Source organism: Pseudomonas sp. PDM30, assembly GCF_019218985.1.
Lineage (GTDB): Bacteria > Pseudomonadota > Gammaproteobacteria > Pseudomonadales > Pseudomonadaceae > Aquipseudomonas > Aquipseudomonas jessenii.
The window spans coordinates 114,760-128,182 of record NZ_JAHUWM010000008.1; the positions used below are offsets into that span (position 1 = coordinate 114,760).

The window sequence follows — 13,423 nt, forward strand, 5'->3', positions numbered from 1 at the left end:
CCGGCAAACGAGAATAATGAGCGATTGAGAACGCGATGAACCGATATGGTTCACCGCGTGGGGCATTGCGAGAAGAAAGTTACGGCAGGACTTGCTTGAACGGCTTCACCAGAACGTTGGCGTAGACGCCTGCGGCGATGTACGGATCAGCGTCGGCCCAGGCCTGGGCGGCGCTCAGGGAATCGAATTCGGCGACGATCAGGCTGCCGGTGAAACCCGCCGCGCCCGGATCATTGCTGTCGATCGCCGGATGTGGGCCGGCCAGTACGATGCGACCTTCGCCCTTGAGCACTTGCAGGCGCTCGAGGTGTGCAGGCCGAGCGGCCAGGCGGGCTTCCAGGGAATTGGCGACGTCTGTGGCAATGATTGCGTAAAGCATGTCAGTCCTCGGTTTTTGGCGTTGTGGTGTCGGCATCGTGCAGATGACGGGACAGGTAGATGCCCTGGCCGATCAGGAACAGCAAAGTCATGCCCAGGCTGCCGAAGACCTTGAAGTCGACCCAGTAGCTCTGGAAGGTGAACGCGACAAACAGGTTGGCGGCACCGCAAAACAGGAAGAAGGCGATCCAGGCGATGTTCAGGCGCGTCCAGACCGGCTCCGGCAAGCTCAGCGCGTGGCCCATGATGCGTTTGATCAGCAGGCTGTCACCGACGAAGTGGCTGCCGATGAACGCAAGGGCGAACAGCCAGTTGACCACCGGTGCTTTCCACTTAAGGAACGTCTCGCTGTGGAACGCGAGCGTCAGACTGCCGAAGACCAGGCAGGCGATCAGGGTCAGCCACTGGCTCTTCTCCAGCTTGCGCTGCTTGATGAACAGTGTGCCGTAGACCACCAGGGAACTGACGATCAGCATCGCGGTGGCGCTGTAAATACCGCCTACAGTGATCTCATGACCGGCGATGTCGACGACCCGTGGGTCGATTTTGAAGACGATGAAAAACAGCAGTAGCGGGATGAAATCGATGAATTGTTTCACAGTGGCAGCCAGAAGCAGGATGTGGCGGCATAATAACAAACATATGGGCGCGCGATAGCGCCAGCTGATTTGAGGTTACAAAGCCCTGTGAATGTTGATTTGCACTGCCATAGCACGGCCTCCGATGGCGCCCTGGCGCCTGCGGTTCTGGTGGCGCGGGCGTTCGAGAAAGGCGTGCGAGTCCTGGCCTTGACCGATCACGACACCCTCGAGGGCCTCGACGAGGCCCGGCACGCGGCTACCGCGCTGGGGATGCAACTGGTCAACGGCGTCGAATTGTCCTGCACCTGGGGCGGCGCGACCATTCATATCCTGGGCTACGGTTTTGACGTGAACGCCGCGCCGTTGGTCGAGGCCATCGCCAGTTTGCATGATGGCCGCTGGCTACGCTCCGAGGAAATCAGCCGTAAACTGGCGCTCAAAGGCATGCCGGGGGCGCTTGAAGGCGCCCGGGAGATCCAGCAGGAGCTGGGCGACAGCGGTAACGCGCCGGCCCGCCCGCATTTCGCCGACTGGATGGTGCGTGAAGGTTTCGTCAAGGATCGCGCCGAGGCGTTCCGCAAATGGCTGGGCGCCGGCAAGCTGGGCGACGTCAAGCAACACTGGCCGACCCTGGAGGAAACCGTCGAAACCCTGCGCGCGGCCAAGGCCTGGGTCAGTCTGGCACACCCATGGCACTATGATTTCACGCGCAGCAAGCGACGTCGCCTGATTGCCGACTATATTCAAGCAGGGGGCCACGCCATCGAAGTGGTCAATGGTTACCAGCCTGCCGAGCAAGTGGGCAGCCTGGCCATTCTGGCCCGCGAGTTCGGTCTGCTGGTCAGTGCCGGCAGTGATTTTCATGGCCCCGGAGGCTGGTCGGAGATCGGTGAATACCGGCCACTCCCGGAGGATCTGCCACCGCTATGGTGTCGATTCAAACATGACCCAGTTATTGCCGCCGTCTGAACAGGTAGAGAATGTGAGTCAATTTTTCCAGATTCATCCGGAAAACCCGCAAGCGCGCCTGATCAAACAGGCGGTCGAGATCATCCGCAAGGGCGGGGTGGTGATTTATCCCACGGACTCTTCCTACGCCATAGGTTGCCAGATCGGCGACAAGGTAGCCGTGGAGCGCGTTCGGCGTCTGCGGCAGCTGGATGAAAAGCACAACTTCGCGCTGATTTGCAGCGACCTGTCGCAACTGGGGCTGTTCGCCAAGATCGACACCGGCACTTTCCGCATTCTCAAGGCCCATCTGCCGGGGCCGTATACCTTCATTCTCAACGCCACCCGCGAAGTGCCGCGGCTGTTGTTGCACCCGAAGAAACGCACCATCGGCCTGCGTGTGCCGAGCCACCCGATTGCCCTGGCGCTGCTGGCTGAACTGGGCGAGCCGTTGATGAGCGTAACCCTGATCATGCCAGGCGATGAAGATCCGTTGAGCGATCCCCACGAAATGCGCCAGTTGCTCGAACATCAGGTCGATCTGATCATCGACGGCGGTTTCGGCGGGATCAAAGCGTCCACCGTGATCAGCCTCGCCGACGGCGAGCCGGAAGTCATTCGCGTTGGTTGCGGCGACCCTGCGCCGTTCATGGTCGAGGCCTAGATGTCCGCAGTAGAACCCGTCGACAGTCAGGCCGGAGCCCAGCAGGAACTGCCCTTCGCCATGGTCTATGGCCAGGCGGTCATGGAAATGCCGCTGGACCTGTATATCCCGCCGGATGCCCTCGAAGTCTTTCTCGAGGCGTTCGAAGGCCCGCTCGACCTGCTGCTGTATCTGATCCGCAAACAGAACATCAACATCCTCGACATCCCGGTGGCGGAAATCACTCGCCAGTACATGGGCTACGTCGAGTTGATGCAGTCGGTGCGCCTGGAGCTGGCCGCCGAATACCTGGTGATGGCCGCGATGCTGGCCGAGATCAAGTCGCGGATGCTGCTGCCTCGGGCCGAAACCGTCGAAGACGAAGAGGAAGATCCGCGCGCCGAACTGATCCGCCGCTTGCAGGAATACGAGCGTTTCAAGGCTGCCGCCGAAGGCATCGACGGCCTGAGTCGCGTCGGCCGTGATGTGGTGGTGCCCAAGCTGGACGCCCCGGAGGCCCGGGCGCGCAAGCTGTTGCCGGATGTGCGCTTGTCAGAGCTGCTGTTGTCCATGGCCGAGGTGTTGCGCCGTGGCGACATGTTCGAAAGCCATCAGGTCAGCCGCGAAGCGCTGTCGACCCGCGAACGCATGAGCGATGTGCTGGAGCGCCTCAAGGGCGGCGGTTTCGTACCGTTTGTCGAGCTGTTCACCGCTGAAGAAGGGCGCCTGGGGGTGGTGGTGACCTTTATGGCGATCCTTGAATTGGTCAAGGAATCCCTGGTCGAGCTGGTGCAGAATGAGCCATTTGCCGCGATCCACGTGCGAGCCCGAGCCGAATAACGAGTCGAAACATGAACCTGACTGAACCCCGTGATCTGGCACCCTTGCTTGAAGCCTTTCTGTTGGCCTCGGGAAAGCCGCAATCTTTGGAAAGCCTGTTCGAACTCTTCGAAGAAGGCGAACGCCCGGAACCGCCGGTCTTCAAGAAGGCCCTGACGATTCTCGCCAAGTCTTGCGATGGCCGCGCGTTTGAACTCAAGGAAGTGGCCTCGGGGTATCGCCTGCAAATTCGCGAGAAATTTGCGCCTTGGGTCGGGCGTCTGTGGGAGGAGCGCCCGCAGCGTTACTCCCGGGCCATGCTGGAAACCATGGCACTGATTGCCTATCGCCAGCCGATCACCCGCGGTGAAATCGAAGACGTGCGGGGCGTGGCGGTCAACAGCAATATCGTCAAGACCTTGATGGAGCGCGAGTGGATCCGCATCGTCGGCTACCGCGATGTGCCCGGTAAGCCGGCGATGTTCGCCACCACCAAGGCGTTCCTCGATCACTTCAACCTGAAGAACCTCGACGACCTGCCACCGCTGGCGGAACTGCGCGAGCTGGAACCGGATCCGGTGCTCGACTTCGATGATGCCCCGGTACCGGCAGCCCTGCAGGAACTGGCCGACGCCAGTGCCGAACCGGAAGAACCCAAGGAAGAAACCAGTTTCCACACACTGCTGCTGGAACTGGACAGCATGGAGGAGGGGATCAAGACCGATTTCGACGATTTGCTGCGTGATGGGACGTCGCCTGAGTTCGATCCGGAACAGTCGGTCATCGAGCCAGAAGTCGAAGCGGCGCAGCCCGAGCCTGAACCGGAAATTGAACCGGAGAAAGAAGACGACATCCTCGGTGTCGCCGAAGCCCGGGAAAAGCTCCTGGCCGCCGTTGCCGCTCTCGAACAACCGAAACCCGAACCCGAACTGTCGGACGAAGAAGCCGAAGCCCAGGCCTTGGCCGAAGCCATCGAGGCCGAACGGCGCCAGTTCGAGGACTGACACCGATCCTGTAGGAGCGAGCTTGCTCGCGATGGTCGTGAACGATGACGCGCACATCCGGATGCCCGTGGCGCCATTGGGTTTTTCGCGAGCAAGCTCGCTCCTACAGGGGGTTGTGATCGCCGAATGATCAAGTTGCGTGTCACCGGTCGGCGGAAAAGCAAATAACCTTGCCTTGATCAGCTAGTCTCTGATGCGCAAACGCCCTCATGCGCGTATGATTCGCGACCCTTCGGCGATCCCTTCGCCCAAGTACCCAGTTTTCAGACCACACCGGGAGGTGCCCAGATGAGTATCAAAGACCAGCAAGACGATCAGCCAATCGGCCCAGCAGGCGAAAAACTGCAGAAAGTCCTCGCCCGTATCGGCGTCGGCTCGCGCCGTGACGTGGAAGCCTGGATCAGCCACGGCCGCATCAAGGTCAACGGCAAAGACGCCACCCTTGGCCAGCGTGTCGACATGCACGACGCCATCACCATCGATGGCAAGGTGATCAAGCGCGAAGAGGCTGCCGAGTCGGTCCGCCGCGTGATCATGTACAACAAGCCCGACGGCGAGATCTGCACCCGCGTTGACCCTGAAGGCCGTCCGACCGTGTTCGACAAGATGCCGCGCCCGAAAGAAGGCCGCTGGATCAACATCGGTCGCCTGGACATCAACACCACCGGTCTGCTGATGTTCACCACCGACGGTGAGCTGGCAAACCGCCTGATGCACCCTTCCTACGAAATGGACCGTGAATATGCGGTACGTGTGCGTGGTGAAGTCGATGACGAGATGATCGAGCGTCTGAAGGCTGGTGTTGTCCTTGAAGACGGCCCGGCCAAGTTCACCGACATCAAGCAGGCGCCAGGCGGTGAAGGTTTCAACCATTGGTATCACTGCGTGGTGATGGAAGGTCGTAACCGCGAAGTTCGTCGCCTGTGGGAATCCCAGGGCCTGGTGGTCAGCCGTCTGAAGCGCGTGCGTTTCGGCCCGGTGTTCCTCAACTCCGACCTGCCGATGGGCCGCTGGCGCGAAATGAGCCAGTACGAAGTCGACATCCTGAGTGCCGAGGTCGGCCTGACGCCGGTCGCGATGCCGCAGATGAACGCCAAGAGCAAGGACAAGCTTGACCGGATGCAGCGCAAGTCGTCGCGTCCGATGGCCAAGACCGAACGCGTTCGTACCCTGCGTCCAGCCACTGGTGCAGCCGCCGCACCTGCCGCGCCTCGTGCCAGCCGCGAGCCGCAGATCGAAGGCGAGCGTCCAGGGCGCAAGCCTGCTGCCCGTCAGGACGGCGAACGCGGTCCACGTACGCCACGTCCGGCCAACGGCCGTACCGAGCGTGGCGAAGGTCGTGGTACGCCGGTAGCCGATCGCCCGGCCGACACCAAGCGCCCGGCCAAGCCCGCGCCGAAGCGTCCGGGGATCAAACTGGTCGACGGTGACACGCCATCGGGCAAGCGCCGTGGCGCACCGGCCGGTTCCGGCCAGCGTCCAGGCTTCGGTCGTCGCAAGCCGGAGTGAGGCAGCGGTAAGCTGTTAGCGACAAGTGAAAAACGCCAACCTTCGGGTTGGCGTTTTTTTTGTCTGGCTTTATGTCCGTATTGTTTTTGAGGGCGCCATCGCGAGCAAGCTCGCTCCCACAGGGTGATGAGTTTGCTCGGAGAATCGCGATTAAAATGTGGGAGCGAGCTTGCTCGCGATGGCGTCAGTCGTCGCGCTGAGACCTCCAATATGGAAATCATGGTTTACGCCATGTAAAGAAATCCTGACAAAAACCACGGATTAACCCCGTGGAATCGCCATCCCCTGGATACCGTAAGAAAACGCTTACGCTTCAGCGTCCTCCTTCCTCCTTCCGACCCTCTGGCCCGCTTGTTTCACCGCTCCATGCAGGGTGTTATGCGCGCCATGCCTGTCGTGCAGGTGCATAACAAAAAGGAGGCGCAATGAACGCCGCAATCCGTTTTCATCTCTCCGCGAGTGGCGTGTTTGGCGCCGTCTGCGTCGATGATCCGCAAGGATCTGACCCATTTTTTGCAGCCGCCCGAGCCTCTCGGGGCGGACACAGGCAATCCCGGCCATAGACACGCTTGTCCAGCGGGTCTGGCAGCAGGGGGTTACAGGTGTACAATGCGCCGCGTTTTACCTGTGACCTCCTGCGCATCTGCGCAAACCTCAAGGCTATCCGCCTTGTTCACTCCGTCGCGTCACGAGCGTGTCGGGTTCGATTTCGTCACAGATAAAAACAAACAGGTGACGCATGACCGTTGTAATTACGCTGAACTCCTGGTGCCTGCGCTGGGGTTTGATCGGTGCCGCTTAACGCCTTTCTTGAGCAGCAACGTCTACTGAACATCATCAAACCTTGCGTGAGACCCTTTTCATGAGTGGACAAAACCCGCAATCAGGCGAGCTGAAACGCGGCCTGAAAAATCGCCACATTCAATTGATCGCCCTCGGTGGCGCGATCGGTACCGGCTTGTTCCTCGGCTCGGCCGGGGTGCTGAAATCCGCCGGCCCGTCGATGATCCTCGGCTACGCCATCTGCGGCTTCATCGCCTTCATGATCATGCGCCAACTGGGTGAAATGATCGTCGAAGATCCGGTGGCCGGCTCCTTCAGCCACTTCGCGCACAAGTACTGGGGCGGCTTTGCCGGCTTCCTGTCGGGCTGGAACTGCTGGATCCTGTACATTCTGGTGGGTATGTCCGAGCTGACCGCGGTTGGCAAGTACATCCACTACTGGGCGCCGGACATCCCGACCTGGGCCTCCGCAGCTGCCTTCTTCGTGCTGATCAACGCCATCAACCTGGCCAACGTCAAAGTCTTTGGCGAGGCCGAGTTCTGGTTTGCGATCATCAAGGTCGTGGCGATCGTCGGCATGATTGCTCTGGGCAGCTACCTGCTGGTCAGTGGCAATGGCGGCCCGCAAGCTGCGGTCAGCAACCTGTGGTCCCACGGTGGCTTCTTCCCGAACGGTGTCACGGGTCTGGTGATGGCCATGGCTTTCATCATGTTTTCCTTCGGTGGCCTGGAAATGCTCGGTTTCACCGCTGCCGAAGCCGACAAACCGAAAACCGTGATTCCGAAAGCGATCAACCAGGTGATCTACCGGATCCTGATTTTCTACATCGGTGCATTGGTGATCCTGCTGTCGTTGACGCCGTGGGACAGCTTGCTGACCACCCTGAACGCTTCCGGTGATTCCTATAGCGGCAGCCCGTTCGTGCAAGTGTTCTCGATGCTGGGCAGCAATACCGCCGCGCACATTCTCAACTTCGTGGTCCTGACCGCTGCGCTGTCGGTGTACAACAGCGGCACCTACTGCAACAGCCGCATGCTGCTGGGCATGGCCGAGCAAGGCGATGCGCCAAAGGCATTGGCGAAGATCGACAAGCGCGGTGTGCCGGTGCGCTCGATCCTGGCCTCGGCCGCCGTGACTCTGATCGCGGTACTGCTGAACTACCTGATTCCGCACAGCGCGCTGGAACTGCTGATGTCGCTGGTGGTGGCCACCCTGGTGATCAACTGGGCGATGATCAGCTACTCGCACTTCAAGTTCCGCCAGCACATGAACAAGACAAAACAGACGCCGCTGTTCAAGGCCTTGTGGTATCCGTACGGCAACTACATCTGCCTGGCGTTCGTGTTGTTCATCCTTGGCGTGATGTTGTTGATTCCGGGGATCCAGACATCGGTGTACGCGATTCCAGTGTGGCTCGTGTTCATGTGGGTCTGCTACGGCATCAAGAACAAGCGCAGTGCGCAACATGCACTGCAGGTTGCCGGCTCTGCGGCGAAGTAAACGCAGAACGCAGAAACAACGAACCCGGCCATGTGCCGGGTTTGTTTTTTTTCGGGGTTCACATAAATCCCTTTGTGGGAGCAAGCCCGCTCCCACATTGGTTCTGCTGCGTTCCTGACACTCATTCGCGGTATCCTGCACGTTCTGAATACGGACGCTTTTCCATGCTGGTGATTTCCAACAACGTGCAACTGCCGGATGCCGAGATCGAGTTGACGGCCATTCGAGCCCAGGGCGCGGGTGGGCAGAACGTCAACAAGGTTTCCAGCGCCGTGCACCTGCGCTTCGACATTCCGGCGTCGTCCTTGCCCGAGTTCTACAAGGAGCGGCTGCTGGCGCTGCGCGACAGTCGCATCACCAGCGACGGTGTGTTGATCATCAAGGCCCAGCAGTACCGGACGCAGGAGCAGAACCGCGCCGATGCGCTGTTGCGGCTGACCGAGTTGATCCTCAGTGCCACCAAGGTCGAGAAAAAGCGCCGTCCGACCAAGCCGACCCTCGGCTCGAAGACCCGTCGCCTCGAATCCAAGAGCAAGCGCGGCAACATCAAGGCCGGGCGCGGCAAGGTCGACTTCTAACGGGCGTCCCGCGCTTCGCGTTGCTTCGGCGCCTGCCGGTAAAGGTATAGGCTCAGCATCAAACCGCTGAGCGCGGCGAGGGCGGCGAACAGGAAGATCGAAGCGAACCCGAACCCGGCGGCAATCGCCCCGGCCAGCGGCCCGGTGATCCCCAGCGACAAGTCGATGAACAGCGAGTAGGCGCCGACCGCTGCACCACGGCTGGAGGCCGGGACCAGGTTGACCGCCTCCACGCCCAGTGCCGGAAACACCAGTGAAAAGCCGAAGCCGCTCAGCGCCGCACCCGCCAGTGCCCAATGGGCATCCGGTGCCAGCCACAGCAAGAGCAATCCCAGGGTTTCCACTGACAGGCAGGCAATGGCCACGCGAAAGCCGCCGAGGCGGTTGATCAGGTTGCCGAACAGCAAGCGCGCGCCGATGAAGCTGGCGCCGAACAGGCTTAGGCACAGCACCGCGTTGTCCCAGTGTTGCGTGGCGTAATACAAGGTGATGAAGGTGGCGATGGTGCCGAAGCCGATGGAGCCCAGGGCCAGGCCGCAACCGTGGGGGAAGACTCGCCCCAGCACATGCATGAACGGCAGGCGCTCACCGGCAACAATCGGTGCGGCGGTTTTCGGCCAGGCCAGCAGCAGACCGAGCACGGCCAGCAACACAATACTGACGCCCATGCTCCACAAGCCCAGTTGATGGACGATCAACACGCCCAGGGGCGCGCCGACAGCCAGTGCGCCATAGCTGGCGATACCGTTCCAGGAGATGACCTTGGCGGTGTTCGCCGCACCGACCCGGCCGATACCCCAGCCAATCGAGCCCGAGCCCACCAGGCTTTCCGCGCTGCCGAGAACCAGACGGCCGATCAACAGGCTGATCAGGCTCAAGGTCGGCAGGCTCTGGGTCCAGGCCGAGACCAGCATGAACACACCGCTCAAGCCGCAACCGGCCAGGCCATACATCACAGCCAGTTTGCTGCCCTTGTTGTCGATGATCTTCCCTGCATAGGGGCGGCTGAGCAGGGTGGCCAGGTATTGCACGCTGATCACCAGACCCGCGATCACCGCACCGAAGCCCAGGTCGCTGTGGACGTAACCGGGCAATACGGCCAGGGGGATGCCGATGTTCAGGTAGCCAATGAAGGTGAAAAGGACGATGGAAACGACTTGCAGCGTGACCGCCAGGGGGCGCTGGTTTTCAGGCATGGGTAAAGGTCCACGGTAAAGCAGGATAGATAGGCTGCTTATGATAGCGGTGTGGACGGTCGGCGGTTGTGAAAAAGTAAAACTATTTACCGGGCGGTGTCATTCAGCTTTGACGGGAGCGACCAGTTGCGTGGTGACCAGGGCGGCCAGCGCATTTTCCTGGGTGCCGAAGCGGGCGAGCAAAGCGGCTTGTTTCTCGGGAGAGAGGCGATTCCAGATCTCGATCATTTTCTCGGCGGTGCCGATCAGGACGCTGGCCTGCGCTTCGCTGAATTCATCGGTCATGGAAAGTTCTCGTTTCAGGCAGTGTGGAAAGCGCATGGTAGCGCTTTCCACACGGTCTGTACGGCGGGTGTTTCAGTCTTCTCTGTCAGCCTGGCGGCTGTCAGTGGCTTCTTTCGGCTCGGGCTGTTGGGCTCCGGCTTGCTGCGTGGTCGTCTGCTCAGGTACGTGCAGGCTTGGGAAGGGGAGATTAGGAATCTCGTGCATGGTTGCGCTCCTCGCTAAGTCTGTTGATAGATCTGGTAGATCCGCGCTTTAAAAAAGCCTGGGCAGGATACAGCACTGAAAATGACAAACGGACTTTTATATCCATTTGTTTCGACGGATGGGGTTGTATAGACAGATAAGTAACAATTACGCAGAAGCAAATGTGGGAGCGAGCTTGCTCGCGATTGCGGAGTGTCATTCAACGATGATGTTGACTGATAGACCGCTATCGCGAGCAAGCTCGCTCCCACAGGGGGATTGCAGTGCCCGAGGGTTACTTGCAGACGTTGGCAATCGCCTCGGCCAGCAAATCCAGGCGCGTGGCATCAATGCCGGCCACGTTGGCCCGGCCCGAGCTGACCATGTACACGCTGTGATGATCGCGCAGGTTCTTCACTTGCTCAGGCGACAGGCCGGTGTAGGAGAACATCCCGCGTTGCACGCCAATATGGGCAAAGCGCTCGCGCAAACCGTGAGGCTCCAGCGCTTCCACCAAGCCGCTGCGCAGTTGGGCGATACGCAGGCGCATCGCTTCAACTTCGTCGGCCCACAGGCGTTTCAGCTCTGGATCACCGAGGATGGTCGCTACAACGGCAGCGCCATGATCCGGCGGCGTCGACCAAAGGTTGCGGGCGATGTTGGCCAGTTGGCTGCGGATATCCACCAGCTTGTCGGCGGTTTTCGCGCAGACAATCAGCGCGCCGGTGCGGTCGCGGTACAGGCCGAAATTCTTTGAGCAGGAACTGGTGATCAGCAGTTCCGGCAACTCGGCGGCGAACAGCCGGGTCGACCAGGCATCCTGTTCCAGGCCATCGCCGAATCCTTGGTAGGCGAAGTCGATCAGCGGCAGCAGTTCGCGACGGCGCACCACGTCCAGCACCCGTTGCCAGTCATCCTGGGACAGGTCGAAACCGGTCGGGTTGTGGCAGCAGGCGTGCAGCAAGACCACGTCACCCTTGGGCGCTTCGTTGAGCGCCGCCAGCATGCCGTCGACGTCGAGACGGTTGTCACTGCCCACGTACGGGTAGTGGCTGACCTTGACCTTGGCTGCCGCAAAAATCGTTTCGTGGATCGGCCAGGTCGGGTTGCTCAACCACACGCCACGCCCTGGCAGGCACTGGGCGATGAAGTCCGCGCTCAGGCGCAACGCCCCGGTGCCGCCCGGAGTCTGGGTGGCGCCGGCGCGTTGTGCGCTGATCAGCTTCGAGTCGGCACCCAGCACCAGCTCATTGATCGCTTTGCCGAACGCCGGTTCGCCGTGACCACCGATGTAGGTCTTGGTGGACTGGTGATCCACCAGGCGCTGCTCGGCAAGTTTCACCGACTCGAGAATCGGCGTCAGGCCCTGGGCGTCCTTGTAGACACCCACGCCCAAATCGAATTTGCGCGGGTTCGGGTCCTGCGCGTAGGCCTCCATCAGGCCCAGAATCGGGTCGCCAGGCACTCGACCGATGGCGTCGAAATGCATTACTTGCGCCCCTCAGCGTCCTTCGCCACTTCGTCGGTGCGCGCGGCCATGATGAAATCGTTGCGGTGCAGGCCCTTGATCGAGTGGCTCCACCAGGTCACGGTCACTTTGCCCCACTCGGTCAGCAGGCCCGGGTGATGGCCTTCGGCCTCGGAGATTTCGCCGACGGCGTTGGTGAACGCCAGGGCGTGCTTGAAGTTCTTGAACAGGAAGACCTTTTCCAGCTGCATGACGCTGTCACGTACTTCGATGTTCCAGTCCGGGATCTGCTTGATCAGGATCGGCAGTTCTTCGTCGCTGACTTGTGGGGCGTCGGCGCGGCAGGCTTCGCAATGGGCTTGGTTCAAAGTGGACATGGTGTGTTTCCTGTAATCGAGTGTTTTTATATCGGTCGACAGTGCCGTCACGCTAAACCAAAGCGACGGTGACTGACAGACTCACTTGTCAGTAAAAGTCGCAGTTCACGCGGCCTTTGGCGGAAATTTCGGCGTGTGCAGACCCATCTGCATCGCTTGCTTGACCATGCCCATGATGTCTTCGTGGGCCAGGTCGAACAGGCGCTTGAGGTTCGGCAGAACGAAATACAGGGGTTGCAGGATGTCGATGCGGTAAGGCGTGCGCATGCATTCCAGCGGGTCGAAGGCTTGGTGTTCAGGCTCGTTCGACAGGCTGTAGACGGTCTCTTTCGGCGAGGACAGGATGCCACCGCCGTAGATGCGCTGGCCTTGCGGGGTGTCGAGCAGGCCGAACTCGATGGTCATCCAGTACAGGCGCGCCAGGTACACGCGTTCTTCCTTGGACGCCTTGAGGCCGAGCTTGCCGTAGGTGTGGGTGAATTCGGCGAACCACGGGTTGGTCAGCAGCGGGCAGTGACCGAAGATCTCGTGGAAAATGTCTGGCTCCTGCAGGTAGTCCAGTTCTTCGCGGGTACGAATGAAGGTCGCCACCGGGAACTGCTTGCTGGCCAGCAATTCGAAAAAGGTCTGGAAGGGAATCAGTGCCGGAACCCGGGCAACCTGCCAGCCGGTGGTTTCAGCGAGGACTTTGTTGATTTCGCCGAGTTGAGGAATGCGGTCGTGGGGCAGACCGAGTTTTTCGATACCGTCCAGGTACTCCTGGCACGCACGCCCTTCGATCACTTTCAGTTGACGAGTGATCAGCGTGTTCCACACCGCGTGTTCTTCGGCGGGGTAGTCGATAAAACCTTGCGCATCGGGCTCGCGAGCCACGTATTGCGTCTGCTTCATGCTGCTCTCCTGCTAGGGGATTTCGTTCTTGTTATGTACTGCTATGGACCTAGAAATACCTCAAGAATTGCGCTGTTGCAGCAGGTGACTCTGGTAATTCGCAGGAAGATTTACCGTTTTTCGTAAATTTTTCGTTACGGATTAACTGCTGTGGCGCAGATGTTGAGTTTTTCGGGTTTGAAAAGCATCGTACCTGTCACATAATCTTGACGACTATCTGAGCACCTCAGCAGAAAAATAATCCCCGTAGGAGCGAGCCTGCTCGCGATGGACGTTAAC

Annotated in this window: 15 protein-coding genes; 7 read left to right on the top strand and 8 right to left on the bottom strand. The window is 60.2% G+C overall.

Going from position 1 to position 13,423, the window contains the following annotated elements:
- Positions 1-79: 79 nt before the first annotated feature.
- Both KW840_RS19405 and KW840_RS19410 read right to left on the bottom strand, forming a co-directional pair.
- Positions 80-379 carry a YciI family protein gene (locus KW840_RS19405; RefSeq protein ID WP_057715934.1) on the bottom strand — a complete coding sequence of 100 codons (300 nt, stop codon included), beginning with the start codon at positions 377-379 and terminating at the stop codon, positions 80-82.
- 1 nt (position 380) lies between these two features.
- On the bottom strand, positions 381-977 hold the full coding sequence (locus KW840_RS19410; RefSeq protein WP_218497023.1) for a septation protein A: 597 nt from the start codon (positions 975-977) through the stop codon (positions 381-383).
- A gap of 87 nt (positions 978-1,064) precedes the next feature.
- On the opposite strand from KW840_RS19410, the gene KW840_RS19415 reads away from it, so the two are divergent.
- The 7 genes from KW840_RS19415 to arfB all read left to right on the top strand — a co-directional run bounded on the left by KW840_RS19415 (position 1,065) and on the right by arfB (position 8,744).
- Complete coding sequence (locus tag KW840_RS19415; RefSeq protein WP_218497025.1) at positions 1,065-1,928, top strand: PHP domain-containing protein; 864 nt, start codon at positions 1,065-1,067, stop codon at positions 1,926-1,928.
- Between the two features lie 13 nt (positions 1,929-1,941).
- Positions 1,942-2,571 carry an L-threonylcarbamoyladenylate synthase gene (locus KW840_RS19420; RefSeq protein WP_032829738.1) on the top strand — a complete coding sequence of 210 codons (630 nt, stop codon included), beginning with the start codon at positions 1,942-1,944 and terminating at the stop codon, positions 2,569-2,571.
- A 60-nt stretch (positions 2,572-2,631) separates the two neighbouring features.
- On the top strand, positions 2,632-3,390 hold the full coding sequence (locus KW840_RS19425) for a ScpA family protein (RefSeq protein ID WP_172435389.1): 759 nt from the start codon (positions 2,632-2,634) through the stop codon (positions 3,388-3,390).
- A gap of 11 nt (positions 3,391-3,401) precedes the next feature.
- A complete protein-coding gene (scpB, locus tag KW840_RS19430) occupies positions 3,402-4,373 on the top strand; it encodes an SMC-Scp complex subunit ScpB (RefSeq protein ID WP_218497027.1) in 972 nt (323 codons plus the stop codon).
- 288 nt (positions 4,374-4,661) lie between these two features.
- Positions 4,662-5,882, top strand: a complete 1,221-nt coding sequence (gene rluB, locus KW840_RS19435) for a 23S rRNA pseudouridine(2605) synthase RluB (protein ID WP_057715929.1) — start codon at positions 4,662-4,664, stop codon at positions 5,880-5,882.
- Between the two features lie 862 nt (positions 5,883-6,744).
- Positions 6,745-8,166: an amino acid permease gene (locus KW840_RS19440; protein ID WP_057715928.1), complete on the top strand. Its 1,422-nt coding sequence runs from the start codon at positions 6,745-6,747 to the stop codon at positions 8,164-8,166.
- A gap of 164 nt (positions 8,167-8,330) precedes the next feature.
- On the top strand, positions 8,331-8,744 hold the full coding sequence (gene arfB / locus KW840_RS19445; RefSeq protein WP_057715927.1) for an alternative ribosome rescue aminoacyl-tRNA hydrolase ArfB: 414 nt from the start codon (positions 8,331-8,333) through the stop codon (positions 8,742-8,744).
- Here arfB and KW840_RS19450 read toward each other — a convergent pair.
- From KW840_RS19450 to phhA, 6 genes are all read right to left on the bottom strand, one after another.
- Positions 8,741-9,940 (bottom strand): MFS transporter, encoded by a 1,200-nt coding sequence (locus tag KW840_RS19450; RefSeq protein ID WP_218497029.1) that lies wholly within the window; start codon positions 9,938-9,940, stop codon positions 8,741-8,743. The genes arfB and KW840_RS19450 overlap by 4 nt on opposite strands.
- A gap of 99 nt (positions 9,941-10,039) precedes the next feature.
- Positions 10,040-10,225 (bottom strand): hypothetical protein, encoded by a 186-nt coding sequence (locus KW840_RS19455; RefSeq protein WP_057715925.1) that lies wholly within the window; start codon positions 10,223-10,225, stop codon positions 10,040-10,042.
- 72 nt (positions 10,226-10,297) lie between these two features.
- Positions 10,298-10,429: a hypothetical protein gene (locus KW840_RS28610; protein WP_008051162.1), complete on the bottom strand. Its 132-nt coding sequence runs from the start codon at positions 10,427-10,429 to the stop codon at positions 10,298-10,300.
- Between the two features lie 274 nt (positions 10,430-10,703).
- On the bottom strand, positions 10,704-11,897 hold the full coding sequence (locus tag KW840_RS19460; protein ID WP_218497030.1) for an amino acid aminotransferase: 1,194 nt from the start codon (positions 11,895-11,897) through the stop codon (positions 10,704-10,706).
- Entirely contained in the window at positions 11,897-12,253 is a 357-nt protein-coding gene (locus KW840_RS19465; protein WP_007938547.1) for a 4a-hydroxytetrahydrobiopterin dehydratase, read from the bottom strand. The genes KW840_RS19460 and KW840_RS19465 overlap by 1 nt, the downstream gene beginning before the upstream one ends.
- A gap of 105 nt (positions 12,254-12,358) precedes the next feature.
- Positions 12,359-13,144 carry a phenylalanine 4-monooxygenase gene (phhA, locus tag KW840_RS19470; RefSeq protein ID WP_057715923.1) on the bottom strand — a complete coding sequence of 262 codons (786 nt, stop codon included), beginning with the start codon at positions 13,142-13,144 and terminating at the stop codon, positions 12,359-12,361.
- Positions 13,145-13,423 lie beyond the last annotated feature (279 nt).

What these genes read in the sequence shown, in the direction of transcription:
- phhA (WP_057715923.1), bottom strand. Translation starts at nt 13,144, where the DNA reads ATGAAGCAGACGCAATACGTGGCTCGCGAGCCCGATGCGCAAGGTTTT.
- KW840_RS28610 (WP_008051162.1), bottom strand. Translation starts at nt 10,429, where the DNA reads ATGCACGAGATTCCTAATCTCCCCTTCCCAAGCCTGCACGTACCTGAG.
- KW840_RS19450 (WP_218497029.1), bottom strand. Translation starts at nt 9,940, where the DNA reads ATGCCTGAAAACCAGCGCCCCCTGGCGGTCACGCTGCAAGTCGTTTCC.
- KW840_RS19425 (WP_172435389.1), top strand. Translation starts at nt 2,632, where the DNA reads ATGGTCTATGGCCAGGCGGTCATGGAAATGCCGCTGGACCTGTATATC.
- rluB (WP_057715929.1), top strand. Translation starts at nt 4,662, where the DNA reads ATGAGTATCAAAGACCAGCAAGACGATCAGCCAATCGGCCCAGCAGGC.
- KW840_RS19455 (WP_057715925.1), bottom strand. Translation starts at nt 10,225, where the DNA reads ATGACCGATGAATTCAGCGAAGCGCAGGCCAGCGTCCTGATCGGCACC.
- arfB (WP_057715927.1), top strand. Translation starts at nt 8,331, where the DNA reads ATGCTGGTGATTTCCAACAACGTGCAACTGCCGGATGCCGAGATCGAG.
- scpB (WP_218497027.1), top strand. Translation starts at nt 3,402, where the DNA reads ATGAACCTGACTGAACCCCGTGATCTGGCACCCTTGCTTGAAGCCTTT.
- KW840_RS19405 (WP_057715934.1), bottom strand. Translation starts at nt 379, where the DNA reads ATGCTTTACGCAATCATTGCCACAGACGTCGCCAATTCCCTGGAAGCC.
- KW840_RS19440 (WP_057715928.1), top strand. Translation starts at nt 6,745, where the DNA reads ATGAGTGGACAAAACCCGCAATCAGGCGAGCTGAAACGCGGCCTGAAA.
- KW840_RS19460 (WP_218497030.1), bottom strand. Translation starts at nt 11,897, where the DNA reads ATGCATTTCGACGCCATCGGTCGAGTGCCTGGCGACCCGATTCTGGGC.
- KW840_RS19465 (WP_007938547.1), bottom strand. Translation starts at nt 12,253, where the DNA reads ATGTCCACTTTGAACCAAGCCCATTGCGAAGCCTGCCGCGCCGACGCC.